Origin of the sequence: Dokdonella aquatica (genome assembly GCF_051987395.1) — a bacterium.
Classification (GTDB): Bacteria; Pseudomonadota; Gammaproteobacteria; order Xanthomonadales; family Rhodanobacteraceae; genus Dokdonella.
Genome location: NZ_CP197094.1, coordinates 3,687,789 through 3,709,536, shown reverse-complemented (window position 1 = coordinate 3,709,536; position 21,748 = coordinate 3,687,789). Strand labels below are relative to the sequence as shown.

The following is a 21,748-nucleotide window of genomic DNA, read 5'->3' as shown; positions in this document are numbered from 1 at the left end:
GAGGCGCGATCGAACGCGGGAGACATGCGCCATCGCCACGCAACATCGTCGCGTCATGATGCCGCGATGTCAGGGGGCAACACGATGAAGATCGGGTGGATCGCGATGATCCTGTTCATGGCCGGCACCGTGCACGCGCAGAGCGCGATGGTCGGCAAGCGGCTCATTTCGCGCGGCGACGATGCCGCGCGCGTGCGTTCGGCGGGAGGCAAGCCCGATCGGCTCGAACACATCGAAGGCGATGCGCAATCGCCTGCGATGGAGGTGTGGACCTACGATCGCCGCGGCGGCAAGGTCTCGGTGTGGCTGGTCGACGGCAAGGTGGTGCAGGTGCAGGAACATCAGGCCGGCGACTGAAGGCATGCCGGCGCCGCGATGCGGTGAACTACTCCGCTGCAGCCTCGCACGATGCGAACAGCTTGCGCCCGCCCTCGAGCGACAGCACGAACGCGTCCGTGCCCTTGAGCGTGACCACGGTGTAGCCCGTGTGCGGTTCCACGCCGCCGTAGCCCGCGAACGGTGCGAGATTGAGCATGCGCACGTAGCGCAGCGCACGGCGATCGGCGACCTTGTCCCCCGAACTCGTCACGACGCTCGGCTGCGCCACCGTTCCGTTGCGCTTGACGGTTGCCTGCACGCAGATGCGCACGGGCTCTTCCGCAGGCTGCGCGAGCGCAGCGGCGGCGACCAGAGAGGACAGAAGCACGTCGCGATTCCCCTGAAAAAGCGTTCCCCCACCCCGATCATGCCGAGGTTTCCGCGTGACGACAATGCCGGATCGACGCAGGCGTGCGCATTCGTCGCCTGACCATCCCCGCGACAGGACCGACTTCATCGTGTCGGCGACCACCGTGCGGCGCGCGCCGTGGTGCGCGCAACGGGCGTCGGCGGCGGCACGCGGGCGCGTCAGCGCTGGCCGATCACACGACGGAAAGGAGGCAGGGCATCGAGGATGCGTCGCCCGTAGGCGCGCGTGAGCAGTCGCGAATCGAGGATCACGACGCGCCCCGTGTCGGTCGAGCTGCGCACGAGGCGCCCCGCGAACTGGGTGAGCATGCGCATCGCATGCGGCACCGCGATGAGGTTGAACGGATTGAGGCCGCGGCTTTCGAGCCATTCGCCCAGCGTCGCGGTCTGCGGATCGGTCGGCACCGCGAACGGCACCTGGGTGATGACGACGGTGGTGCAGGCTTCGCCCGGCAGGTCGAGGCCTTCGCCGAACGAGTTGAGCCCGAACAGCACCGAGCCCTGCCCCGCCGCGACGCGACGCACGTGCTCGGTGACGAGATCGGCGGTGTGCCCGTCGCCCTGCGCGAGCACGCGGATGCGCAGCGGCGGCGGCAGCAGCGAAGCGACCTTCTCCATCTTCCAGCGCGACGTGAACAGCACCATCGAACCGCGCTTCCAGTCGAGTTCGCGCTCGAGCCACAGTGCGACCTCGCGCGGATGGCCTTCACGATCATCGGGCGCGACCGGGAAGGCCGGCACCACGAGCTCGGCCTGGCTGGGCAGGTCGAACGGCGAATCCAGCGCGACCATTTCGGCGTGCTGCGGCATGCCGTTGTCGACCGCGAGCGCGCGGAACCCGCCACCGCCGGTCAGCGTCGCCGAGGTCATGACGACCGAATCCACGGCATCCCACAGCAGCGCGCGCAGGACCTGCGCGGCCGAAACGGGCGAGCAGTGGCAGACGATGTCGCCGTCGTCGTCACGCGTCATCCAGCGCGCGATCGGCGGCTGGCCTTCGGCGTCCTCGCGGCGCCAGCCGGTCCACAGCGCATGCTGCTGCGCGAGCGTGTCCATCACCATGCCGAGGCCGCGCACGAGGCGTTCCTTGGCGGCATCGTCCTGGCGCGCCTTGGTGACCGCGCCATGCGCAGCGGTGAGCCAGTCGACGAGGTCGTGCGTGGTGTCGCCGAGCTCCTCGATGTGCGGCATCCAGTCCGCGGGCAGGCGTCCGTTCGGCGCGCGCCACATCGGCTCGCGCTCGTCCGGCGCGGGAGTCCAGGCCTGTGACATCGTCGCGTGGAACGCGCGCAGCAGCGTCGACACGCGCGTGGCGAGTTCGATCGCCTCGGTCGGCAGGCGCTTTCCGATCGTGTCCTTGCCGACGATGCGATACGTCGATGCGATGAGGAACTGCAGCTTGCCGTTGCGCGTCGCCATTGCGGCGAGCGGCAGGTTCGCGGCGCCCTGGTCGATCGCGACGCCGGCGACGTGGTGGCCTTCGTCGAGCACGAGCAGCATGTCCGAGGGCGGCGCGATGAGCGGCTGGCCCTGGTCGGAATCGCCGAGTGCGAGCGCCGACAGCAGCAGCGCGTGGTTGGTCACGACGACCTGTGCCTCGCGCACGTCGAGGCGTGCCTTGAGCACGGGACAACGGGCCGCGTGCGCACAACGCCGGCCTGCGCAGCCCGAGGCCGGCGTCGTGATGCGCATGCGCAGCGACGGCGGCACGGTCTCGGGCGCACGGTCGAGGTCGCCGTCCCAGGCATCGTCGGCGAAGGCCTGCACGAGGCGTTTCGCCATGTCGGCATCGGCCGGCGCGAGCGGGCGGTCGAACAGCGGTTGCTCGCCTTCGAACAGCGCGTCCTGGGCGGCGTCGCCACGCATCTCGAATGCGTTGCGCGTGCACAGGTAGCGCGTGCGGCCCTTGGCCAGCGCGACGGTCGCCTCGAGGCCCGTGGCCTTGAGGAAGGCCGGGATGTCGCGCTCGACCAGCTGCGACTGCAGCGCGACCGTGCCCGTGCTGATGACGAGCTTCTTCTTCGCGGCGAGCGCGATCGGCACGCCGGCGGTGAGGTAACCGAGGCTCTTGCCGACGCCGGTCGGCGCCTCGGCGACGGCGACGCCGCCCGTCGTCGCGAGCGCGCGCGAGACCACGCCGATCATCTGGCTCTGCGCACGCCGCGTCGTGAAACCCGGCGTGTTGGCCTGCAAGGCCTTGTAGACCTCGCGGATGCGCACCTTGAGGGACTCGTCGAGCACGCGCGGCGGTGGCGGAGGCGATGGCGTACCCGCCGCGCCGGAAGCCGCTTCGTCGTTCATGCCTGCAGGTACCGCATGGCGTCCGGCCGCGTGCGCGGCCTCACCAGATCAGGTCGTCCGGCACGACGAAATCCTTGTACGGATCGTCGGCGTCGTCGATGTCGGCCGCCTTGCCGGCACCGTGGTCGAGCACGATCAGCGAAGCATCGCGCTCGCGCACCTTCTGCGCCGCGACGCGAGGCAGCAGCGCGTAGCCGTCGCCGTGCTTCGCGATCACGAGCAGGCCGCTCGCGAGATGCGTACGCAGCGTCGCGTCGACGAGCAGGCTCGTGATGCGCTCGCCGTCGGTGAAGCGGTACTCGAGGTCGCCCTTCCGCGGCACCTGGTGCGTCGCGACGATCTGGCGCGCCTGAGCGCGGCGCTCGGCTTCGCGCGACTGCGCGTTGCGCTCCGCCGCGAGGGCACGATCGCGCTCGGCGCGTTCGGCGAGCATGCGCTCGGCCTCGCGCTGCGAGTCGGTCGGCGCGGGCGGCGCCTTGCCGTCGCGGTGCTTGACCTGTTCGCGCGCGACCTTGTCGACCTGGGCCTTCTTGACGAGGCCGGCCTTGAGCAACTGGTCCTGCAGGGGATTGCGCATGACTCTGGATGGCGGGTGGAGCGGGTGCGCATTGTAGCGTGCCGACGGACACCGGGCGGAGAACGCGTGGCGGCGTGGCGGCGTGCCGTCCGCCTACAATCGCGCTTTTCGGCGGGCTCCCCATGCGCATCCTCGTCACCGGCAGCGCCGGTCACCTCGGCGAAGCCCTCGTGCGGCAGTTGCGCGCGCTCGGACGGGACGTCGTCGGCCTCGACCTGCTCGCCTCGCCGTTCACCGATGTCACCGGCTCGATCACCGACCGCAGCGTCGTCGAGGCCGCGATGGACGGCGTCGGCGCCGTGCTGCACACGGCCACGCTGCACAAACCGCACGTCGCCACACACGCGCGCCAGGCCTTCGTCGACACCAACGTGACCGGCACGCTGGCACTGCTCGACGCCGCGGCCGAGCGCGGCGTCGGCGCGTTCGTGTTCACGAGCACGACGAGCACGTTCGGTGACGCGCTCGCGCCGCCTGCGGGCGCACCGGCTGCATGGATCGACGAGGACGTCGTGCCGCGCGTCAAGAACATCTACGGCGCGACCAAGCTCGCCGCCGAGGACCTGTGCACGCTCGTCCATCGCGCACACGGCCTGCCCTGCATCGTGCTGCGCACCTCGCGCTTCTTTCCCGAGCCCGACGACGACCGCGCGCGCCGCGACGCGTACCCGGACGCCAACCTCAAGGCCAACGAACTGCTGTATCGGCGTGCCGACCTGCAGGACATCGTCGACGCGCACCTGCTCGCGATCGGACGTGCGCCGGTGCTGCGCTTCGGGCGTTACATCGTCAGCGCGACGACACCGTTCACGCGCGAGGATCTCGGGACGCTCAACATCGATGCCGCCGGCGTCGTCGCGCGACGCTTCCCCGAAGCAGCAGCGCTGTTCGAGCGTGCAGGCTGGCGCCTGCCCGCCCGCATCGACCGCGTCTACGACAACACACGAGCCCGCGAACAACTCGGCTGGCAGCCACGCCACGATTTCGCGCACGCCGTGGCCTGCCTCGCGCGCGGCGAGGATGCGCGCAGTCCACTCGCGATCGCGGTCGGCGCGAAGGGCTACCACGGCGAGTCCTGGCGCGACGGGCTCTACCCGACCTGATCCTCGTCGCTGCGTTCGCGCAGGCGCGAAACTGTGACGCAGCGGGCTTCCGGGCGCGCCACGGCTTCACCTAGTCTCGATCGTGCCGGCAGGGGCACGCGCAACGCGTGCGGCACGTCACTCCGCGATCCGCGGAGATCCGTTCGTGCCTTGGGGAGACCATCATGCGATCACGCGCGATCTGCTTCGCCACCCTGTTCTGCTTCGCCCTCGCCTCGCCGTCCGACCTGCGGGCGGCCGAGTCCCGCGACACCACGATCGATGCCGCCGAAGCGGCCGTCGCACAGACACGCCTGCGCGACGCGCGTGCGGCATTCCCGGCGTACTTCGCCGAAGCGTACGCACGCCATCCCGCCTTGCCTGCCGGATCGCTCGAGGCGATCGCGTGGGTGCAGAGCCGCTGGCAGCATCGCGGCGTCGACACAGCCGCCGCGAACGCGGGCCATCACGGCATTCCGGTCGCGCACGGCCTCATGGGCCTGTACGCGGGCGACGGCTTCGCCGACCAGGTCGGTGAAGCCGCCGTGCTGCTCGGCACGACACCCGACGCCGTGATGGCCGACCCGCGCACCAATGTCCTGGCCGCGGCCGCACTGCTCGAACGCGCGCTCGCCGGCAGGCGTGTCGCCGATCTCGAAGCGCTCGCACCCGCGCTGCAGACCTATGCGGGCTTCACGCCCGGCGCGCGCGAGGTCGATGCGTTCGCGCGTGCGAGCTTCGCGTTCGACGTGCTGCTCACGCTCGACCGCGGCATCGACGACGAAGGTGCACGCGTGCCCGAGCGCGCGGTGCGCTGGGAGCGCGCGTTCGACGCGGCCACGCTGGCCAGGGTGCAGGCGCCGTTCGTGCGCATCGACCTCGACGGCGACCGCATCGAAGCCGATGGCCACGTGGTCGATCCGGTCAGCGGCCTGCTCGTGCCCGACGCGGCCTCGACGAGCGCTGCGGGTCCCGTCACGACCAGCACCGACTACGGCCCGGCGATCTGGGATCCCGCGAGCAGCTCGAACTACAACGCCTCGCGCAGCGCCGCGATCGACGCCGTCACGATCCATACCGCGCAGGGCTCGTACGCCGGCACGATCTCGTGGTTCAAGAACGCGACCGCGGGCGTCAGCGCGCACTACGTGATCCGCAGCTCCGATGGCCAGGTCACGCAGATGGTGCGCAACGCGCACACGGCCTGGCACGTGCGCAGCCACAACAGCTCGACGCTCGGCATCGAGCACGAGGGCTACGTCGACAACGCCGCCTGGTACACCTCGGCGATGTATACGGCCTCGGCCGCGCTCGTGCGCAGCTTCTGCTCGAACTACGCCGCGGTGAGCTGCGCGTCCGCGTACAGCGGTGCGCCGTCGAGCGGCATCAACGTCCTCGCGACGAGCGTCAAGGTCAAGGGCCACCAGCACTTCAGCGGCCAGACCCACACCGATCCGGGCATCAACTGGAACTGGTCGACCTACTACGGCCTGCTCAATCCGGGCAGTGGTGGTTCGACGACGCTGCTCGACACGTTCGAGAGTTCGGTCGGCCGTTTCAACACGAGTCCCGCGTATTCGGGCAGCACGACCGGTATCGCGGCCTCGTCGAGCGCGCAGCGTACCTGCACGATGGCGCACGGGGGCGCGTGTTCGCTGCAGGTGTATCTGGTCGACAACGCCGCGAGTTCGGCGAACTGGGCCGTGCGCCTGCTCTCGGGCAGCGGCGTGCCGTCGGCCAATGCGACGCTCACGCGCGCGAACGGCCGCGTCGGCTTCTGGGTTTTCACGAGCGCGACCGGCATGAGCGCCGCGATCGGCATCGACGACAGCGACGGCACCGAGCGTTCGATCAGCCGCGCGATTCCGGCCTCGACGTGGACCTTCCTCGAGTGGAACCTCACCGACGCCGCGCAATGGGATGCATGGGTGGGCGGCAACGGAGCGATCACCGCCTCGACCGTCACCCTCGATGCGATCTGGTTCTACCGCGCGCAGACCAGCTACCCGGTCTACCTGTACGTCGACGACGTGCGCATCGCGAACTGAGGTCTCCGTGAAGGGCGTGCGATGGCGCAATGCCATCGCACGCCGCGCACGCCCCACGACCACTGCACCATCGCGCAACACGCTTCACCGCATCGTGAGTCACGCCATGGCGATTCACGCCATCAGGGATAACCCCTGCATCGACTCGCGGGCTCGTTCATGCACCTGTCCGTGATCTGAACACGCATGTCCGAGGACGCTCTCGGCGCGCGTATCGAGCGGTGTCCGGAATGTCCCGGCATCCGATCGAGGAGAAGGTTCGATGCGATCCCTGTTGCTGTCGACCGCATTGCTGGCCGGCGTCGCCGTCGAGGGCGCGCACGCCCAGGCCACCGCGTGGGAGCTCGACCCCACGTTCGCCGAAGGCGGCTACACCACGAACATCCTGCGCTTCTACACGTACCCCGAGTTCTCGGCGCGGCGCGGCCGCGCGATCGCGAAGACGCCGGACGGTCGCACCATCGTCGCCGCCGACATGGTCCGTCGCAGCGACGGCTATGTGATGATCGGCCTCGCCGAGCTCGACGCGGCCGGCAACCAGACCGCGTGGGGCGATCCGCACGATGGCCACGACACCTACACGCTCTACGATCCCGTCAACGCACTGAGCCGCATCGCGACGATCAAGGATCTCGCGATCAGTTCCGACGGCCAGCGCATCCACGTGCTCGCCGAAGCGGATCTGGTCGGCGGCAAGCGCGGCTTCGATCTCTACACGTTCGACCGCACAGGCCAGTACCTGCGCTCGAGCGCGGCGTGGTTCGAGCGCAACGGGTATGCCTCGCGCGACGTCCCCGAACGCCTGCGCATCTCGCCCACCGGCAAGCTGATCGCGATCGGCACGGTCGACACGGGCGGCGGACGCACCGCGATCGGCGCCGCGCGCTTCAACGCCGACGGCTCGCCCGACGTCACGTTCGGCAACGGCGGCAAGGTGGTCATCGATTACCAGGGCATGTACTGCAATGGAAGATGCATCACCTCGGCGCGTGACGTCGCGTTCGAGCCGACCCTCGCCTGGGGCCTGGAACCGGGCTTCTACGTCGTCGGTTCGATCCTCAATCCCGGCATCGCGACGGCGAGCAAAAAGTGGCTGGTGGCACGCATGCGTGCGAACGGCACGCCGAACACGGCGTTCGCCTCGAACGGGTTCGTGTTCATGGGCTTCGGCGGCAACGGCAACGAGTACCGCGACGCCGACGCCCAGTCGATCGCGGTGCGCGGCATCCTCGGCACCGGCCTCACGATGCGGCACGAGGTCTACGTGGCGGGCACACAGAAGACCGCGTGGAGCCGTGCGCTGCGCACGCTCGCGTTCGACCAGGCCGGCAATTCGATTCCGGGCTGGGGCGGCGCCAACATCGGTGGATGCGCAGGCACGGCCGCGACGTGCCGCTTCTCGCGTGATTATGTCGTGGGCCGAATGACCGTCCACGGCGGCTTCGTCACGGTGACGGGGCAGAAGCAGGAGGCGACGGGCCTCACCGGCACGACAGGGCCGATCTTCTCGCTGACCGCGCCGGTGGGCGCCGCGACGAGCTTGCAGCAGGTGCTCACGCTCTACCGCCGCCCGGGCACCAGCGCCGCGGCTCGCGGTTACGGGATCATCGCCGACGACGGCGACCGCTTCCTCATCGCGGGCGACGCCTGGAGTGGCGGCTCCACGAGCGAACTCTATCCCGCCGTACTGCGCGTGCGCCCGTCGTCCGCACCGGCGGCTGCACCGGAGGACGCGACCGACTGAGGTGAAGATTCGGCGGCAGGCCACGGTGCCTGCCGCCGCACGATCTTCACGTCGTCGTGAGACGCGGCGACGCCGTCTTGCGCCATGCAACTCCGGAACCCGACGGAGTCGCCGACCATGCCACGCTTCACCCGCTCGCTCTCCCGCCTCTGCTGCGCGCTCGCGCTCGGCCTGGCCTCCGCCACGGTGCACGCCGACGGCTTCTCGTCCGCGGGCACGCTCGCCCAGGGCCGTTTCGGCCATACGGCGACGCTGCTGTCGTCGGGCAAGGTCCTCGTCGTCGGTGGCGGCACGCTCGACACGATCCTTGCCAGCGCCGAGATCTACGACCCGGCCCGCAACGCCTGGAGCGCCGCCGGACCGCTCGCGCAGCCGCGCACCTACCATACGGCGACCCTGCTCGCCTCGGGCAAGGTGCTGGTCGTCGGCGGCGTGAACGGGCCGTCGCCGCTGGCGTCGGCCGAACTCTACGATCCGGTCGCCAACACGTGGACCTCGGCCGGCTCGATCGGCACGCCACGCACGCGCCATACCGCGATCACGCTCGATTCGGGCAAGGTGCTGGTTGCCTTCGGCACCAGCGGCGCCAACGGCACGAACCCGCTCACGACGACGATGGTCTACGACCCACCGACGAACACCTGGTCGGCCGGCTCCAATGCCTCTTCCGCACGCTCGTACCACGCGATCCTGCGGCTGCCGAACGGCAACCTGCTCGCGAGCGGCGGCCTCGGCGCCGGCAACGCGCCGCTGTCGAGCAGCACCGCCTACGCGCAGGCCTCGGGATCGTGGATCGGGCCGATCGGCGCAATGGCGACACCGCGACTCGCCTTCCCGCTCACCCTGCTGGCCGACGGCAAGGTGCTCGCGATCGGCGGCTACGCGACGGCGGCACTCGCGGGCGTCGAACGCTACGACCCGGCGACCAACCAGTGGACCGGAGTGGCGGCGATGTCGACACCTCGTGCCTCGCATGCCGCAAGCCTGCTCGGCTCGGGCAAGGTGCTCGCCAGCGGCGGTATCGACGCCTCGAACACCGCACTCGCGAGCGCCGCGGTCTACGATCCTGCCGTCAACGCCTGGTCGGCGACCGGCGCGATGGCCGTCGCGCGCGCGCAGCACACGATGACCTGGCTCGAAAACGGCAAGGTGCTCGTGGTCGGTGGCCAGGGACCGGCACCGGATTACGCCGCGGTCGCGGCTGCCGAACTGTTCGCGGTGGATCCGGTGTTCCGCTCCGGCTTCGACTGACGTGCGCGCCGCGACGTGATTCGCGTCGCGGCGGGGTCAGGCCGCATGTGGCCCTGCGGCAGCCGAACGCCACCACGCGGGCGCATCGGCGCCTGCAAGCCGGCGCGGCTCCACGATGTCGAACATACCCGCGCGGCGCACGCGGTTCGCGAGCGCGAGCACGGCGGCGTCACGCGTGAGCACGGCGACGGCACGCGCATCGCGCGCGAGTTCGAGGAACTTCTGGTCGTCGGGATCCTTGCAGCGCGGCAATGCGCGTTCGTCCGCAGGCGCGTCGACGATCGTGACGCAGGCATCGAAGGCATGCTCGTGCGCGACGCGAACCTCGTCGTCGAGACCGAGCACGGGGTAGCGCAGCACGCGATGCCACTCCTCGCGACAGTCGACGCGCGTCACGCAGACCAGGTGCCCCTCACGGATCGCGGCCTCGAGATCCCGGCAGGCCGGATCGCGGAACACGAACAGATCGAGGCAGACGTTCGTGTCGAGGACGATGCGCGGTGCCGCTGCGGACGGATCGATCATCGGCCGTCGACGGGATCGAGGCGCAGCAGCGGTCCGCCGTCCTGCAGCACCCAGACCGAGCCGTCCGGCGCCTGCTCGACCTCGCGTACGCGTTCGCGCATGTCGTAGCGCGCGACCTCCTTCGCGGTGTCGCCGTCGAACGCGACGCGCACGAGCGACGACGAGGACAGGCCGCCGATCAGCGCGTTGCCGTTCCAGCCCGCATAGCGATCGCCCGAATAGAACACGAGACCTGCCGGCGAGATGACCGGGTTCCAGGTGACTGCGGGCGCCTCGAATTCGGGTCGTGTGACATGGTCGGGAATGTCGCGGCCGTCGTAATGGTCGCCGTTCGAGACGACCGGATAGCCGTAGTTCGCGCCGCGCCTCACGCGGTTGAGCTCGTCGCCGCCTTTCGGTCCCATTTCGTGGTTCCAGAGCTGCCCGCGGGCGTCGAACGCGAGGCCGAGCGGATTGCGATGACCGAGGCTCCAGACCTGTGCGGCGACGTTGCCCTTGCCCGCGAACGGATTGTCGGCCGGCACGCTGCCGTCGTCGTTGAGGCGCACGATCTTGCCGAGGTTGGAGCCCATGTCCTGCGCGGGATCGAAGGCCTGGCGCTCACCCGAGCTGATGAAGAGATGACCGTCGGGCGAGAACGCGAGGCGATGGCCGTAATGGCCGTTGCCGGCGAGCTTGGGCACCTGGCGCCAGATGACGGTGAGGTCCTCGAGCCTTCCACCGCCACCGGCGTCGCGCACGAGCTTCGCGCGCGCGACGGCTGCGCCACTCGTGTCGCCCTCGCCCGCTTCGGCGTAACTGAGGTAGATCCAGCCATTGTCCGCGAACTTCGGATGCAGCACGACGTCGCCGAGGCCGCCCTGCCCGCCGTAGGCGACCTCCGGAACGCCGCGGATCGGCCAGGTCTTGCGCGTGGCCGCATCGAACTCGGTGAGCGTGCCGGTCTTGCCGGTCACGAGCAGATGGCCGTCCGGCAGGAACGTCATCGCCCACGGCCGTTCGAACGTCGCGAGCGTGCTCGCCTTGAACGGTGCGTTGTCGAACGCGGGGGGCGAAGCGGCCTGGGAGCAACCGGCGAACCCTGCGACGGCGCAGGCGATCACGAGCGACATGCGGATCATCGGCGACACCTCGTCAGGGTTGGTAGAAGGTCCGTTGGAGCATGGGGTCCGTTGGAGCATGGGGTCAGGTTCATTTTTCCGCCACAGGCGGAGGCCACGCATCGCGGAGTCCGGCAGGGCGAAGGCCATTCTGCCGGAACGCGCCGTGGAGCGGTCAGGCCACTGTACGGCACGGGGTACGGCATGGGGTCTACGGCATGGGGTCAGGTTCATTTTCCGCGCGCCGAGCGACCACCACGCCAAGCTCACGCGGGGAAATGAACCTGACCCCAAACCAGAGCTCGCGCGATGCATGCCGTACCGATGCGCGTCCGGCGCGACTATCCTCGTCGCCCTTCCCTCCGACATGCGACGCATGACACCCCACGACCCGACGCTTCCGACGGCACACGACATCTGCGACGGCGCACGTCGCCGCGTTCTCGGTTCCTTGCTGCTGCCGCTGCTCGCGCCGCTGCTCGCACGCGGGGCGGCCGGCGCTTCCGATGTGCCTTTCGCGCCAGGTACGACGGCCGAGGCGGTCACGACCGGCTTCGATCTTCGCGGTCGCACGGCACTCGTCACGGGCTGCAGCTCGGGCATCGGCCTGGAGACGATGCGCGTGCTCGCGATGCGCGGTGCGCACGTGATCGGCACGGCACGCACGCAGGACAAGGCGCGTGAAGCGTGTTCGGGCGTGGCCGGCATGACGACGCCCGTGGCCCTCGAACTGTCGGACTTCGATTCGGTCGTCGCGTGTGCCGAGGCCGTGCGTGCGCTCGAACTGCCCGTCGACATGCTGATCTGCAACGCCGGCATCGTGCTCGATACGCACGAGCAGGTGCGCGGGCTCGAGAAGCAGTTCGTCGTCAACCACCTCGGCCATTTCCTGCTGGTCAACCGCGTGCTCGATCGCGTGACGGCGGCGCCGCAAGGCCGCGTGGTCGTACTCGGCAGCGGCGACCACGGCCGGGCACCGCCCGGCGGCATCCAGTTCGACGACCTGTCGGGCAAGGGCTGGTACGCGCGCGGCTACAGTCATTCGAAACTCGCCAATGGCCTGTTCTCGCTCGAACTCGCACGCCGACTGCAGGGCACGCGCGCGACGTCCAACTGCGTGACACCCGGCCACGCGCGCACGAACATCCTGCGCAACGTCGGCTCGAAGTACCGTGACGACGCGCGCACGCCGGCGCAGGCCGCCGCGACGCCGTGCCATGTCGCGACCTCGCCCACGCTCGCGACCGCGAACGGCCTGTACTTCCGCGACGGCCAGGCCGTGGCGCCGGATCCGATGCAGCGCGATGCCGCGATGGCGCGACGCCTGTGGCAGGTGTCCGAGGATCTGGTACGCGACCACCTGGCCTGAGCGAAGGAACCCGCTGCGTTGCGCACCAATCCTGCATCCATCTTCATGGAGATAGAGCAATGACGCTCACGCCGACGATCGCGTCACCCGACGCGCTGCCGTTGCACGACCGTGTCGTGCTCGTCACCGGCGGCGCGCAAGGCATCGGGCGCGGCATCGCCCAGGCCGTGCTCGCGGCCGGCGGCCGCGTCGCGATCGCCGATCTCGATCGCGAGGCCGGTGAAGCCTGCCTCGACGAATGGAACCTGGGCACGCGCGCGTTGTTCGTGCAGCTCGACGTGACACGTGAAGCCCAGGTCAGGCGCGGCATCTCCCGCGTGCTCGCTCGATTCGGTCGGCTCGACGGCCTCGTCAACAATGCGGGGCTCGCCGCGCCGCACGTCGGCGACCTCGCCTCGCTCGAGCTCGCTCAATGGAGGCGCTTCCTCGACAGCCACCTGACCGGCACCTTCCTGTGCAGCAAGCACGCCCTGCCCGCGCTGCGCGAGGCACGCGGCGCGATCGTCAACCTTGCATCGACGCGCGCGGCGCAGTCCGAACCGCATACCGAAGCCTACGCGGCCGCGAAAGGCGGCATCGTCGCGTTCACGCACGCACTCGCGGTCAGCGAAGGCCCGGCCGTTCGCGTCAACGCGATCAGCCCGGGCTGGATCGCGACGGACGCCTGGCGCAAGCCGTCGGCACGCCGCACGCCGAAGCTGTCGCGACGCGACCACGCGCAGCATCCGGCCGGCCGCGTCGGCACGCCCGAGGACATCGGTGAACTGGCTGTCTACCTGCTGTCGGCGCGCGCGGGCTTCGTGACGGGCCAGAACCTCGTCGTCGACGGCGGCATCGGCAAGGCGATGCACTACGTCTGACGCGCGGTGCGAACCCGTCGGGAAGGCCGCTCAGGTGTCCTGCACGACGATCTTCGGGAACGGGATCGACTTGTTGCGCGCGTGTCGCGAAAGCCTGCCTGCCGCACCGCGCGCGATCGCGCGGTAGCGCGCGGCGAGATCCGACGCGGGATCGGCGGCGACGGTCGGCGTGCCGCCGTCGGCCTGCTCGCGGATGCGGATGTCGAGCGGCAGCGAACCGAGCAACGGCACGTCGTACTGCGCCGCCATGCCCGCGCCGCCGCCGGTGCCGAAGATCGCTTCCTCGTGGCCGCAGTTCGAGCACACGTGCGTGGCCATGTTCTCGACGATACCGAGCACGGGCACGTTGACCTTCTCGAACATGCGCAGTGCCTTGCGCGCGTCGAGCAGCGCGATGTCCTGCGGCGTCGTGACGATGATCGCGCCCGACAGCGGCACGCGCTGGCTCAGCGTGAGCTGGATGTCGCCCGTGCCGGGCGGCAGGTCGATGAGCAGATAGTCGAGGTCGACCCAGTTGGTGTCCGACAGCAGCTGCTGCAGTGCTTGCGTGACCATCGGGCCACGCCAGATCATCGGCGTGTCTTCCTCGATCAGGAAACCGATCGACATGACCTGGATACCGTGGCCGCGCTTGGGCTCGATGCGCTGGCCGTCCTTCGAATCGGGCTTGCCGGCAAGCCCCATCATGCGCGGCTGGCTCGGTCCGTAGATGTCGGCATCGAGGATGCCGACGCTGGCGCCCTCGGCATGCAGCGCGAGCGCGAGATTCGCGGTCACGGTCGACTTGCCGACACCGCCCTTGCCCGACGCGATAGCGATGACATTGCGGATCGACGGCAGCGGCGACAGGCCTTCCTGCACGCGGTGCGAACCGACGCGCCACGACACGCCGACCGCCGCCGAGGCGATCGCGGGATCGGCTTCGAGCGCCGCACGCACCTGCGTCGCCAGCTCGGCCTGCCATGTCGCGGCAGGGTAGCCGAGCTGCAGGTCGATCGAGACGTTCGGCGCGGCGATGCCGACGCCGCGCACGGCGCCCGATGCAACGAGGCCTTCGCCGGTGTTCACATCGACGATGCCGGCCAGGATGTCGCGCACGCGCGCTTCGGTGATCTCGCTCATGGAACGTTCGGGTCGTTGAAAGTCCACTATTATGCCCGAGCCCAGCCCGCGGACCGTCGCATGGCGTTGAACCGAATGGCCGCGGCATGGTCACAGTCCGCGCCGCCGCGTCCGGCGCGGCGAATCCCCCAAGGAGTTCCGAATGGCTTTCCGCCACACCGTCCTGATCTCGCTTCTCGCGCTCGGCGCCGCCGCCTGCAGCCGCGAACAGCCCCCCGCATTGCCCGGCCAGGCCCAGCAGCCTGCCACCACGCCGGCCCCCGCAGCAGCACCACCGCCGCCACCGCTACCCGCTCCCGTTGCGGAACCGGCGCCGCAGGTTGCGGAAGCACCGCCGCCCCCGCTCGACGAACAGCTCGCCGCGTTCGAACCCACGGGTTACCCGGTCTGCGACGAATTCTTCGAGAACGCGCGCCAGTGCATCAACACGCGCATCTCGCCCGACGAGCGCAGCGTGCAAGGCCCCGAGCTGCGCAAGTCCGTCCAGCTCGTCAGCGACAGCATCAAGCGCGACAGCAAGCCCGAGCGCATCGAGCAGACCTGCAAGCGCCTGCGCGTGCTCGCGCAGCGCAAGCTCGCCGACAAGGGCTGCGCGGCGATCTGACGACGCCCTGGACTACCGACGCGCAGGGACGCGCGTGCCATAATTCCACGCTTGCATCCGGTGGAACACGTCCGCAATGTCGCCTTCGCGCAGGAACATCCTCGTCACCAACGCGCTGCCGTACGCCAACGGCCCGCTGCACATCGGCCATCTCGTCGGCTACATCCAGGGCGACATCTGGGTCCGCGCGCGGCGTATGGCCGGCGATACGGTGCACTTCGTCTGCGCGGACGATGCGCACGGCACGCCGATCATGCTCGCGGCCGAGAAGGCCGGGCTCACGCCCGAGGCGTTCATCGCGCCGGTGAAGGCTTCGCACGAGCGCGACTTCGCCGCTTTCGGCGTCGCGTTCGACCATTACCACTCCACGCACTCGGACGAGAACCGCGAGCTCGCCGAGCGCATCTACGCGAGCCTGCGCGATGCCGGCCACATCCGCCGCCGCGCGATCCAGCAGCTGTTCGATCCGGCCAAGCAGATGTTCCTGCCCGACCGCTACATCAAGGGCATCTGCCCGAAGTGCGGCACGCCGGACCAGTACGGCGACAACTGCGAGAACTGCGGTGCGACGTATGCACCGACCGATCTCGTCGACCCGCGTTCGGTCGTGTCGGGCGCGACGCCGGAGCTGCGTGATTCCGAGCACCTGTTCTTCGCGGTCGGTGCGTTCGAAGGCGTGCTGCGCGACTGGCTCGGCGGCAGGCTGACGGGCGCGCCGGTGGCGCATCCCGGCGTCGTCGCCAAGCTCGGCGAATGGCTCGATGCCGACGGCGGCCTGCGCGACTGGGACATCTCGCGCGACGCGCCCTACTTCGGCTTCGCCATTCCCGACGCGGCCGGCAAGTACTTCTACGTCTGGCTCGACGCACCGATCGGCTACCTCGCGAGCTTCAAGGCGCTGTGCGCGCGCGAAGGCCTCGATTTCGACGCGTTCCTCGGCGCCGGCAGCACCGCCGAGATGCACCACTTCATCGGCAAGGACATCGTCAACTTCCACGGCCTGTTCTGGCCGGCGATGCTGCATGGCGCAGGCCTGCGTGTGCCGACCGCGCTGCACGTCAACGGCTACCTCACCGTCAACGGCGAGAAGATGTCGAAGTCGCGCGGCACGTTCATCATGGCGCGCACCTACCTCGATGCCGGCCTCAATCCCGAGTACCTGCGCTACTACTTCGCGACGAAATCGTCGGGTGGCGTGGTCGACCTCGATCTCAACCTCGAGGATTTCGCGCAGCGCGTCAACGCCGACATCGTCGGCAAGTTCGTCAACATCGCGAGCCGCTGCGCGAAGCTGCTCGAGACGCACTTCGACAACCGCCTGATCGCACCGTTCTGGCTGTCGAGCCCCGGCGCGCCGCAGCCGCCGCAGCCGTACGAAGCGACCGCCGTCGCCGCGCTCGCCGCGAGCACGACCAAGCTGCGCGACGCCGTGGCGTACTACGCCAGCGACGACTTCAACAAGGCGATCAGTGCGATCATGCAGGTCGCCGACGCGGCCAACGCCTACATCGCCGATGCCGCGCCGTGGGCGGTCGCCAAGGACGAGGCACGCCGCCACGAACTGCACGTGATCCTGTCGACCGGCCTCAACCTGTTCCGTGCGCTCGCCTGCGCGCTCAAGCCGATCCTGCCCGCGACGGTCGCCGCGGCCGAGCGTTACCTCGCACTGCCGTCCGGCACGTTCGCGGGCTTCGAGGACATCGCCACGCACCTCGGCGACCACGCGCTCAAGCCTTACGAGCCGCTCGCCACGCGCGTCGATCCCAAGCAGGTCGCGGCCATGGTCGAGGCCTCGAAGGAATCGCTTGCACCGGTCGCCCCGTCCGCAGCACCGGCGAAGGCCGCCACGACCGCGAAGCCTGCCGACGCGGCGATGCCGAAGACCGACGATTCCACCACGGCGGTGCTGTCGATCGACGAGTTCGCCAGGGTCGATCTGCGCATCGGTCGCGTGCTCGAGTGCGGATTCGTCGAAGGCTCGGACAAGCTGCTGCGCTTCCGCCTCGACGCGGGCGAACTCGGCGAACGCCAGATCTTCTCGGGCATCCGCAGCGCCTATGCCGATCCCGAGGTGCTGGTCGGCCGCAACGTCGTGTTCGTCGCCAACCTCGCGCCACGCAAGATGCGCTTCGGCTTGTCCGAGGGCATGATCCTGTCGGCCGGCACCGGCGGCGCAGACCTCAAGCTGCTCGACGTCGACGATGGCGCCGTGGCCGGCGCGACGGTGCGCTGAGCACGCCCTCCACGACGACGGGTCCACCATGGCCGATCGCGCGACGCTGATCGACGCCTTGCTGCCGCAGACGCAATGCACGCGCTGCGGCTTCCCGGCGTGCCGTCCCTACGCCGAGGCGATCGATCGCGGCGAAGCCGACATCGACCGCTGCCCGCCCGGTGGCGAGGAAGGCGTCGTCGCGCTCGCGACGCTGCTCGGCCGCGCCGCCAAGCCGCTCGATCCCGCCTACGGCCTCGAGGCACCGCCGACCGTCGCGGTGATCGACGAAGCCGTCTGCATCGGCTGCACCAAATGCATCCAGGCCTGTCCCGTCGATGCGATCGTCGGTGCAGCCAGGCGCATGCACACGATCGTCGCCGACGAATGCACCGGCTGCGAGCTGTGCATCGCGCCGTGTCCGGTCGACTGCATCGCGATGGTTCCCGTTGCGGTGGCGCCGCTGCCGCGCAACCGCGTGCTCGCGCGTGCCGCGCATGCACGAAAGCGCTACGAGGCGCGCCGTGGACGCCTCGACACGGGCGACGACGACAGCCTGCAGCGCATCGCCGACAAGGCACCCGATGTCGTCGCGCAACCGGTCGCCACACCGATCAGCCGCAACGCCGTACTCGAGGCGATCGCGCGCGGCCGCGCACGTCGCCAGCAGGGACCGTCGACGTGAAGCGTGCCGATGTCGTCGAGATGTTCTCGCGCCTGCGCGAGCTCAATCCGCACCCGACCACCGAGCTCGCCTACACGACGCCGTTCGAGCTGCTCGTCGCGGTGATCCTGTCGGCGCAGGCCACCGACGTCGGCGTGAACAAGGCCACGCGACGGCTCTACCCGGTCGCGAACACGCCCGCGGCGATCCTCGCGCTCGGCGAGGATGCGCTCAAGCGCCACATCAGCACGATCGGCCTGTTCAACGCCAAGGCGAAGAACGTGATCGCGACCTGCCGCATCCTCGTGGAGCAGTTCGACGGCGAGGTGCCACGCGACCGCGAGGCGCTCGAGGCGCTGCCCGGCGTCGGCCGCAAGACCGCCAACGTCGTGCTCAACACCGCGTTCGGCGAACCGACCATCGCGGTCGACACGCACATCTTCCGCGTCGCCAATCGAACCGGACTCGCGCCCGGCAAGGACGTGCGTGCGGTCGAAGACAGGTTGCTCAAGGTCGTGCCGGCGGAGTTCCGCCAGGATGCGCACCACTGGCTCATCCTGCACGGGCGCTACGTGTGCAAGGCGCGCAAGCCCGACTGCCCGCACTGCGTGATCCGCGACCTCTGCGCATTCCGGGACAAGACCGCGGCCTGACAGGGCGGCATGGCGGGACGGCGCCCGGCTGGCGAGGACCTTCCCTGCACAGCCGTGCGATCGCCTCCGCGTTGAGGGATCGACCGCCTCGCTGCGTATCTCCTGCATCGCCTCAGGGAGTGCATGCGATGCGCGTCGTCATAAGCGGATGGATTGCCGTATTTCTCGCGTGGGCGCCCATGCGTGCCGACGCTGCATTCTGGATCGGACTCGTTTCCGACGATACGACGCACCGGCTCCTTCGCTTCGATCGTTTCAGTACGCAACAGAGCCCCCTTACGAGCGTGCTGCAGGGCGACGCAACCCTACTCGGAGACCCGTTGCACGGTGCCTACGAGCCCACCGAAGACGTGTTCTACGTGCCGGGATTCAACCGCAGGACCGTGCTCGCGTTTTCCGCGTCGGCCAGTGGAAACACCGCGCCCGTGCGCGTGCTCCTGACGAACATGCAGACCTATGCCTCGGTACCGGTGGCCGATCACGACGAGCTCGCCGTGTACGGGTCCAGCTTCGGATTCGCCACCTACCCGCTGCGCGCGGATGGACAGGTAGCTCCCTTGCGGGTCGTCGCGTGGGGTGGCCCCACCGAGCTGACGTGGTCGATGGATCCCGTCCACATCACGGCTTCCGACGAGATCGCCGGCATCAACGACGACGCGGGGCCGGAAGCACGCTCCAAGATCGTGTTCCACGCACGTACCGCCCAGAGCAACGCCACACCCACACGCGTGTTCCGCGATCCGCGCATCGACGGCGCGGTATCGATGGCCTGGGATGACGAGACAGGCCTGCTCCACGTCCTCTCCCTCGTGCCGGGCTCGCCCACGTACGAGGGGGTGATCGATGTCTTCGCGGTCACGCCCGGCGACATCACGCCCGTAAGGCGCATCGCAGGACCGACGACCGGACTCGTCGGCCTCCACCATGCCAGCGCGAAGATCGCCGTGGACCGCTGGGATGGCAGGCTCGTCGTCGCCATCGGCCCGTCCATTGCGACGATGGGACTCACCGTGAAATCGTTCGATCTGGATGCGCAAGGCGATGTCCCACCACGCCAGAACCTCGAGATCGCACTGGCGCCGTTCGAGTACTCGGGAGCCTTGTTCTCCGTACCGACGACATCCCTGTTCCGCGGCGGATTCGATCCCTGAGTCCTCATGCGGAGTCAGCGAAGCATCGGCAACACCAGCCCCTGCTCCCTCGCGCAGGCCTGGGCGATCTCGTAGCCCGCGTCCGCATGGCGCATGACGCCGGTGCCCGGATCGTTCCACAGCACGCGTGCGATGCGCGCATCGGCAGCTTCGGTACCGTCGCAGACGATGACCACGCCCGAGTGCTGCGAGTAGCCCATGCCGACGCCACCGCCGTGGTGCAGGCTGACCCAGGTCGCGCCGCCGGCGACGTTGAGCATCGCGTTGAGCAGAGGCCAGTCGCTGACCGCATCGCTGCCGTCGCGCATCGCCTCGGTCTCGCGGTTGGGGCTCGCCACGCTGCCCGAATCGAGGTGGTCGCGGCCGATCACGACCGGCGCCTTGAGCTCGCCGTTGCGCACCATCTCGTTGAACGCGAGGCCAAGCTTGTGGCGCAGGCCGAGGCCGACCCAGCAGATGCGCGCCGGCAGGCCCTGGAAGCTGATGCGCTCGCGCGCCATGTCGAGCCAGCGGTGCAGGTGCGCATCGTCGGGGATCAGCTCCTTGACCTTCGCATCGGTCCTGTAGATGTCCTCGGGATCGCCCGACAGCGCGACCCAGCGGAACGGGCCGACGCCGCGGCAGAACAGCGGGCGCACATAGGCCGGAACGAAGCCCGGGAAATCGAACGCGTTCGTGCAGCCTTCGTCCTGGGCCATCTGGCGGATGTTGTTGCCGTAGTCGACGGTCGGGATGCCCTGTGCGTGGAATGCGAGCATCGCCTCGACGTGCACGCGCATCGAGCGCTTGGCCGCGTCGCGCACGCCTTGCGGATCGCTCTTCTGGGCCTCGAGCCACTGCTCGACGCTCCAGCGGACCGGCAGGTAGCCGTGCACGGGATCGTGCGCGCTGGTCTGGTCGGTCACCGCATCGGGACGCACGCCGCGGCGCACGAGTTCGGGCAGCACCTCGGCGGCGTTGCCGAGCAGCGCGATCGACTTCGCCTCGCCGGCCTGCGTGTAGCGTGCGAGGCGTGCGAGCGCGTCGTCGATGTCGCTGGCCTGTTCGTCGACGTAGCGCGTGCGCAGGCGGAAGTCGATGCTGCTCTGGCGGCATTCGATCGTGAGCGAGCACGCGCCCGCGAGCGAGGCCGCTAGCGGCTGCGCGCCGCCCATGCCGCCGAGGCCGGCGGTGAGGATCCAGCGCCCCTTGAGGCTGCCGCCGTAGTGCTGGCGGCCGAGCTCGACGAATGTCTCGTAGGTGCCCTGCACGATGCCCTGGGAGCCGATGTAGATCCACGAACCGGCCGTCATCTGGCCGTACATCATGAGGCCCTTGCGGTCGAGCTCGTGGAAGTGCTCCCACGTGGCCCAGTGCGGCACGAGGTTCGAGTTCGCGATGAGCACGCGCGGCGCGTCGGCATGCGTGCGGAACACGCCGACCGGCTTGCCCGACTGCACGAGCAGCGTCTCGTCGTCGCCGAGCGTGCGCAGCGTGGCGAGGATCGCGTCGTAGCTGGCCCAGTCGCGCGCGGCGCGGCCGATGCCGCCGTAGACGACGAGTTCGGCCGGGTTCTCGGCGACCTCGGCATCGAGGTTGTTCTGCAGCATGCGGTACGGCGCCTCGGTCAGCCAGCTGCGGCAGTTCAGTTCGGCACCGCGCGGGGCGCGGATCGAACGCGAGGCATCGTGGCGCGAGGCGGGAGCGGACATGCGGGTCTCCGGGGAAGGCAAGGCGGCGATTATCGCCGGCTCGCGCG

The 21,748-nt window shown here is 69.5% G+C and carries 19 protein-coding genes; 12 read left to right on the top strand and 7 right to left on the bottom strand.

From position 1 onward, the window contains the following. Positions 1 to 84: 84 nt before the first annotated feature. Entirely contained in the window at positions 85 to 357 is a 273-nt protein-coding gene (locus ACQQ2N_RS16445) for a hypothetical protein (RefSeq protein ID WP_440222653.1), read from the top strand. A 28-nt stretch (positions 358 to 385) separates the two neighbouring features. Here the strand turns inward: ACQQ2N_RS16445 and ACQQ2N_RS16440 are convergent, their stop codons facing one another. The 3 genes from ACQQ2N_RS16440 to ACQQ2N_RS16430 all read right to left on the bottom strand — a co-directional run bounded on the left by ACQQ2N_RS16440 (position 386) and on the right by ACQQ2N_RS16430 (position 3,625). Then, complete coding sequence (locus tag ACQQ2N_RS16440) at positions 386 to 706, bottom strand: energy transducer TonB (RefSeq protein ID WP_440222652.1); 321 nt, start codon at positions 704 to 706, stop codon at positions 386 to 388. Positions 707 to 906: 200 nt separating this feature from the next. Beyond that, complete coding sequence (gene dinG / locus ACQQ2N_RS16435; protein ID WP_440222651.1) at positions 907 to 3,048, bottom strand: ATP-dependent DNA helicase DinG; 2,142 nt, start codon at positions 3,046 to 3,048, stop codon at positions 907 to 909. A gap of 40 nt (positions 3,049 to 3,088) precedes the next feature. Next, complete coding sequence (locus ACQQ2N_RS16430) at positions 3,089 to 3,625, bottom strand: DUF2058 domain-containing protein (RefSeq protein WP_440222650.1); 537 nt, start codon at positions 3,623 to 3,625, stop codon at positions 3,089 to 3,091. A gap of 122 nt (positions 3,626 to 3,747) precedes the next feature. Between ACQQ2N_RS16430 and ACQQ2N_RS16425 the strand changes: the two genes are divergently transcribed. The 4 genes from ACQQ2N_RS16425 (at position 3,748) to ACQQ2N_RS16410 (ending at position 9,750) form a co-directional block, all read left to right on the top strand. After that, positions 3,748 to 4,728, top strand: coding sequence for an NAD-dependent epimerase/dehydratase family protein (locus tag ACQQ2N_RS16425; protein WP_440222649.1), 981 nt, complete (start codon positions 3,748 to 3,750; stop codon positions 4,726 to 4,728). A gap of 164 nt (positions 4,729 to 4,892) precedes the next feature. Beyond that, positions 4,893 to 6,755 carry an N-acetylmuramoyl-L-alanine amidase gene (locus ACQQ2N_RS16420; RefSeq protein ID WP_440222648.1) on the top strand — a complete coding sequence of 621 codons (1,863 nt, stop codon included), beginning with the start codon at positions 4,893 to 4,895 and terminating at the stop codon, positions 6,753 to 6,755. Positions 6,756 to 7,017: 262 nt separating this feature from the next. After that, positions 7,018 to 8,499 (top strand): delta-60 repeat domain-containing protein, encoded by a 1,482-nt coding sequence (locus tag ACQQ2N_RS16415; RefSeq protein WP_440222647.1) that lies wholly within the window; start codon positions 7,018 to 7,020, stop codon positions 8,497 to 8,499. A gap of 117 nt (positions 8,500 to 8,616) precedes the next feature. Beyond that, the gene (locus ACQQ2N_RS16410; protein ID WP_440222646.1) at positions 8,617 to 9,750 is read left to right on the top strand and encodes a Kelch repeat-containing protein; all 1,134 of its coding nucleotides are present in this window, start codon (positions 8,617 to 8,619) and stop codon (positions 9,748 to 9,750) included. A gap of 36 nt (positions 9,751 to 9,786) precedes the next feature. Here the strand turns inward: ACQQ2N_RS16410 and ACQQ2N_RS16405 are convergent, their stop codons facing one another. Both ACQQ2N_RS16405 and ACQQ2N_RS16400 read right to left on the bottom strand, forming a co-directional pair. Continuing rightward, on the bottom strand, positions 9,787 to 10,275 hold the full coding sequence (locus ACQQ2N_RS16405; protein ID WP_440222645.1) for a putative toxin-antitoxin system toxin component, PIN family: 489 nt from the start codon (positions 10,273 to 10,275) through the stop codon (positions 9,787 to 9,789). Continuing rightward, positions 10,272 to 11,396, bottom strand: coding sequence for a PQQ-dependent sugar dehydrogenase (locus ACQQ2N_RS16400; protein ID WP_440222644.1), 1,125 nt, complete (start codon positions 11,394 to 11,396; stop codon positions 10,272 to 10,274). Before ACQQ2N_RS16400 ends, ACQQ2N_RS16405 begins: the two co-directional genes overlap by 4 nt. A gap of 355 nt (positions 11,397 to 11,751) precedes the next feature. Here ACQQ2N_RS16400 and ACQQ2N_RS16395 point away from each other — a divergent pair, with 355 nt between their 5' ends. Continuing rightward, positions 11,752 to 12,744 carry an SDR family NAD(P)-dependent oxidoreductase gene (locus ACQQ2N_RS16395; RefSeq protein WP_440222643.1) on the top strand — a complete coding sequence of 331 codons (993 nt, stop codon included), beginning with the start codon at positions 11,752 to 11,754 and terminating at the stop codon, positions 12,742 to 12,744. Between the two features lie 59 nt (positions 12,745 to 12,803). After that, complete coding sequence (locus tag ACQQ2N_RS16390) at positions 12,804 to 13,604, top strand: SDR family oxidoreductase (RefSeq protein WP_440222642.1); 801 nt, start codon at positions 12,804 to 12,806, stop codon at positions 13,602 to 13,604. 30 nt (positions 13,605 to 13,634) lie between these two features. Here the strand turns inward: ACQQ2N_RS16390 and apbC are convergent, their stop codons facing one another. Then, complete coding sequence (apbC, locus tag ACQQ2N_RS16385; protein WP_440222641.1) at positions 13,635 to 14,726, bottom strand: iron-sulfur cluster carrier protein ApbC; 1,092 nt, start codon at positions 14,724 to 14,726, stop codon at positions 13,635 to 13,637. 142 nt (positions 14,727 to 14,868) lie between these two features. On the opposite strand from apbC, the gene ACQQ2N_RS16380 reads away from it, so the two are divergent. The 5 genes from ACQQ2N_RS16380 to ACQQ2N_RS16360 all read left to right on the top strand — a co-directional run bounded on the left by ACQQ2N_RS16380 (position 14,869) and on the right by ACQQ2N_RS16360 (position 20,010). After that, positions 14,869 to 15,330: a hypothetical protein gene (locus tag ACQQ2N_RS16380; RefSeq protein WP_440222640.1), complete on the top strand. Its 462-nt coding sequence runs from the start codon at positions 14,869 to 14,871 to the stop codon at positions 15,328 to 15,330. Positions 15,331 to 15,406: 76 nt separating this feature from the next. Next, positions 15,407 to 17,563, top strand: a complete 2,157-nt coding sequence (metG, locus tag ACQQ2N_RS16375; RefSeq protein WP_440222639.1) for a methionine--tRNA ligase — start codon at positions 15,407 to 15,409, stop codon at positions 17,561 to 17,563. 28 nt (positions 17,564 to 17,591) lie between these two features. Further along, positions 17,592 to 18,227 (top strand): RnfABCDGE type electron transport complex subunit B, encoded by a 636-nt coding sequence (locus ACQQ2N_RS16370; RefSeq protein ID WP_440222638.1) that lies wholly within the window; start codon positions 17,592 to 17,594, stop codon positions 18,225 to 18,227. Then, positions 18,224 to 18,859, top strand: a complete 636-nt coding sequence (gene nth / locus ACQQ2N_RS16365; RefSeq protein WP_440222637.1) for an endonuclease III — start codon at positions 18,224 to 18,226, stop codon at positions 18,857 to 18,859. The genes ACQQ2N_RS16370 and nth overlap by 4 nt, the downstream gene beginning before the upstream one ends. Before the next feature lie 119 nt (positions 18,860 to 18,978). Continuing rightward, complete coding sequence (locus ACQQ2N_RS16360) at positions 18,979 to 20,010, top strand: hypothetical protein (protein ID WP_440222636.1); 1,032 nt, start codon at positions 18,979 to 18,981, stop codon at positions 20,008 to 20,010. Between the two features lie 14 nt (positions 20,011 to 20,024). Here ACQQ2N_RS16360 and hutU read toward each other — a convergent pair whose 3' ends face one another. Next, the gene (gene hutU / locus ACQQ2N_RS16355; RefSeq protein ID WP_440225787.1) at positions 20,025 to 21,701 is read right to left on the bottom strand and encodes a urocanate hydratase; all 1,677 of its coding nucleotides are present in this window, start codon (positions 21,699 to 21,701) and stop codon (positions 20,025 to 20,027) included. Positions 21,702 to 21,748 lie beyond the last annotated feature (47 nt).

Excerpts from the sequence above, each read along its gene's own strand:
- hutU (WP_440225787.1), bottom strand. The coding sequence starts at position 21,701 with ATGTCCGCTCCCGCCTCGCGCCACGATGCCTCGCGTTCGATCCGCGCC.
- ACQQ2N_RS16405 (WP_440222645.1), bottom strand. The coding sequence starts at position 10,275 with ATGATCGATCCGTCCGCAGCGGCACCGCGCATCGTCCTCGACACGAAC.
- ACQQ2N_RS16415 (WP_440222647.1), top strand. The coding sequence starts at position 7,018 with ATGCGATCCCTGTTGCTGTCGACCGCATTGCTGGCCGGCGTCGCCGTC.
- ACQQ2N_RS16430 (WP_440222650.1), bottom strand. The coding sequence starts at position 3,625 with ATGCGCAATCCCCTGCAGGACCAGTTGCTCAAGGCCGGCCTCGTCAAG.
- apbC (WP_440222641.1), bottom strand. The coding sequence starts at position 14,726 with ATGAGCGAGATCACCGAAGCGCGCGTGCGCGACATCCTGGCCGGCATC.
- ACQQ2N_RS16410 (WP_440222646.1), top strand. The coding sequence starts at position 8,617 with ATGCCACGCTTCACCCGCTCGCTCTCCCGCCTCTGCTGCGCGCTCGCG.
- ACQQ2N_RS16420 (WP_440222648.1), top strand. The coding sequence starts at position 4,893 with ATGCGATCACGCGCGATCTGCTTCGCCACCCTGTTCTGCTTCGCCCTC.
- ACQQ2N_RS16370 (WP_440222638.1), top strand. The coding sequence starts at position 17,592 with ATGGCCGATCGCGCGACGCTGATCGACGCCTTGCTGCCGCAGACGCAA.
- ACQQ2N_RS16445 (WP_440222653.1), top strand. The coding sequence starts at position 85 with ATGAAGATCGGGTGGATCGCGATGATCCTGTTCATGGCCGGCACCGTG.
- ACQQ2N_RS16390 (WP_440222642.1), top strand. The coding sequence starts at position 12,804 with ATGACGCTCACGCCGACGATCGCGTCACCCGACGCGCTGCCGTTGCAC.
- ACQQ2N_RS16395 (WP_440222643.1), top strand. The coding sequence starts at position 11,752 with ATGACACCCCACGACCCGACGCTTCCGACGGCACACGACATCTGCGAC.
- ACQQ2N_RS16380 (WP_440222640.1), top strand. The coding sequence starts at position 14,869 with ATGGCTTTCCGCCACACCGTCCTGATCTCGCTTCTCGCGCTCGGCGCC.
- ACQQ2N_RS16400 (WP_440222644.1), bottom strand. The coding sequence starts at position 11,396 with ATGATCCGCATGTCGCTCGTGATCGCCTGCGCCGTCGCAGGGTTCGCC.
- metG (WP_440222639.1), top strand. The coding sequence starts at position 15,407 with ATGTCGCCTTCGCGCAGGAACATCCTCGTCACCAACGCGCTGCCGTAC.
- ACQQ2N_RS16425 (WP_440222649.1), top strand. The coding sequence starts at position 3,748 with ATGCGCATCCTCGTCACCGGCAGCGCCGGTCACCTCGGCGAAGCCCTC.
- dinG (WP_440222651.1), bottom strand. The coding sequence starts at position 3,048 with ATGAACGACGAAGCGGCTTCCGGCGCGGCGGGTACGCCATCGCCTCCG.